The organism is Candidatus Aquicultor sp., from assembly GCF_054640775.1.
In genome coordinates, this window is sequence record NZ_JBTSLF010000286.1 from 1 (window position 1) to 2,880 (window position 2,880).

A 2,880-nucleotide genomic window follows, 5' to 3' on the forward strand; every position below is an offset into this window, starting at 1 on the left:
AAAAAGATTCAATAAACAACCTCTTTTGATTGATGACTACCAGGGCTTCCCCCTTTTTGTAAAACAAGTCTACAGCCTCGGTATCCCGTTGTGTGGGGATTTTCTTGAACCAGAAGTATGGAAAGTACAGGGCCAGGAGAAATCTGGTGAGACTTGACAGAAATTTTATGTTTGTTGAAAAGGCATTTTGGGGGGACTCGCCCCAATAGTAGTTAAGGGCCTTGTCGAAATGTTCCACCGCCTCCCCATAGCGACCGCGATTAAAAAGAGCCAGACCGATGTTCTTCTCCAGCATGGCCACCTTTTCGGGATCGGCACTGTCGCCTTGGATTCTTCGATAAATATTGAGCGCTTCCTGATAATAGTGGAGTGCCTCATTGGAAGCTGAAGATTTCAGGGCTTCCTCCCCGGCCTTGATCAGGCACTCTTCGGCCTTTTCCAGGCTCTCGGCCCGGCAGTAATGATAGGCAAGCATACCGTAGAATTCATAAAGCCTTTCCTCAAAGATCTTTTCGATGGATCGGGCTACCCTAAGGTGAAGCTCTTTTCTTTTCAAGGGCAGAATTGATTCGTAGGCCACCTCCTGGGCCAGGGCGTGCTTGAAGAGGTACTCTAACTCGCCCATTCTCAATCGCTCTCTGAGGATCTGAATTTCCTCCAGATAGGAGAGCCTGGCATCGATATTTTCGATTTTGGAGGACACCTCTGCCAGGACGCGATAGAAGAAAGACCTTCCGATTACCGATGCCTCTTTCACCAGGTCACGAGTCTGCTCCTCCAACCGGCCGATCCTGGACATCAGTAACTCTTCGATGGTGTTGGGAATGGAGATGGTTGCCGCCTTATCGGTTAAGTAAAATGTGCCTCCCTTGGGCAAAAGCGCTTGCTCGTCGATAAGAGAGCGAACGACTTCTTCAATAAAGAAGGGATTGCCTCCAGTTCTTTCTACGATACTGGTGACCAAAGTGTGTCGAAGCTCTTTGAGGTTCAACATGTTGCTGATGAGGGCTTCACTCATTTCTTCCGCCAGGGGTTCCAAAACCATTTCGATATAGTAGTTCACCTGGCGGTCTTTGAGGGATTTAGCTAAGCGGTCTCCGGTTTCCTTATAACCGGGCCGAAAAAGATTGATGAAAAGAATCTTGTGCGTCTCTGCCAGGCGGAAAAGGGATTCCAGAAGATCAACGGAACTGGTGTCCGCCCAGTGCAAGTCATCGATCACCATCACCAGAGGAGTCCGTTCCGCCGCCTTGACCAACAGATCCCTTACACTCTTCAGAATCAGACTATTCAGTGCCTCACCCTCTATCCCTTTTGTCCTCTGGGCATGATTTCCGGACAGCTTCATCCCCATCAGGATGGCCACAAAAGGAAGCACCTCATGATACTCTTCTTGAAAAAACCTCTTTATGGCAGCCTGGAGTTTATCGAATGCCTTGGCTTCTCCATCATCCCTCCTGATTCCAGCCCATTGTTTAAAGACATCATTAATCGGGTGAAAACTTAGATTTTTGCCTATGGAAATCCCCCTTCCTTCCCAAAGGGTTACCCTTTTCATGACCTCCTTGTTTTTCAGCTCAGCCAGAAGCCTCGATTTCCCATTACCAGCTTCGCCGATAATATTAACGACCGATCCCTGACCGTTAATCGCTTTCATTAACTGAAGTTCCAGCCTATTCAGCTCACTGTCCCTCCCGACCATCCTGGAGTAAATAAGACGATCTGCACCCAAACGAGGGCGGTACACGTCTTCTTTGGCGGATAAAACCTTATAAACGGAAATCGGTTCCTCCTTGCCTTTGACCATTCTTTTCCCCGCGGACTGGAAATGAAAGAGGCCCTTAGCCAGTTGGTATGTCTCTTTAGTCACATAGGTGGTTCCTGGTTCTGCAAGTGCTTCCATCCGGGCCGCCAGGTTCACCGTATCACCGATGACCTGGAACTCCAGGCGCAGGTCGCTGCCGATGCTGCCCAGGATGACCGGGCCGGTATGGATTCCGATCCGCATCCGGAGGACCTGGCTTCGGGATTCCTCAAGAATTCGGTTGTTGAATCGGTTTACTTCTTGGTGGATGGCCAGGGAGGTGCTAACGGCCCGCTGGGCGGTGTTTTCCAGAGCAATGGGGGCACCGAAAAGGGCCATTATGCCGTCTCCCCGGAAATCCTGGACCGTTCCCTCATATCTGTGGACCTGCTGTGTCAGGATGCCGAAGAGCTCATCAATGAGGGCAAAGGCCTTCTCGTCTCCCAGTTTTTCGGTCTGAGCAGTAGAGCCCTCCAGATCGCAGAACATCACCGTTACCTGCCGGCGCTCGCCCTCGATCCGCCCTTTCTGGGCCAGGATTTTCTCGGTCAGCTCTTTGGGGGGAGGAGAGGGGTTGGGGTGTTTTTCCGAAAGGAATTTTGGGGAAGGTAATTCCGAAGACGCGGACAAGGGTTGCCCGCACTCTCCGCAGAATTTGAAGTGGAGAGGGTTGGCAGCGCGGCATAGGGGACAAACCCTTTCCAACCGGGCGCCGCACCTACGGCAGAACTTTGCCCCTTCATAATTTTCGCTCCAGCATTTCGGACAGTTCATGTAGATGTCCTCTGTAATGACAGCGCGCCGTGACCACCCTTAAAATTGATTTAATAGCAGAGAGAGATTCTTGGCCCCTTTTACCCTTTATCAGAAATAGGCGCGCTCTCGCTCATGGCAAATTTCACTTGCTCCGCCAACAGTACTTTTATTGACCGTCGGCCTTTGCCGGCAACCGAACTATGTTTTCTTAGCCCGATTAATATGTTAAAGGACTGCTTGGTTGGCCTCCAAATATTCATGGTGTCTTGATATTAGGATAGTCCTTTTTTTTGTCTTCAAAAGAAAAACCCCACCTCTCT

Annotated in this window: 1 protein-coding gene and 1 pseudogene; both read right to left on the reverse strand. The window is 50.2% G+C overall.

Annotated elements, in window-relative coordinates:
* Window positions 1–2,434 (reverse strand): ATP-binding protein (locus ACYC56_RS14230; RefSeq protein WP_461374831.1); only part of this gene is annotated, 2,434 nt, incomplete at its 3' end.
* An 18-nt stretch (window positions 2,435–2,452) separates the two neighbouring features.
* Window positions 2,453–2,578: pseudogene (locus ACYC56_RS14235) on the reverse strand (double zinc ribbon domain-containing protein); the annotation flags it as partial.
* Window positions 2,579–2,880 lie beyond the last annotated feature (302 nt).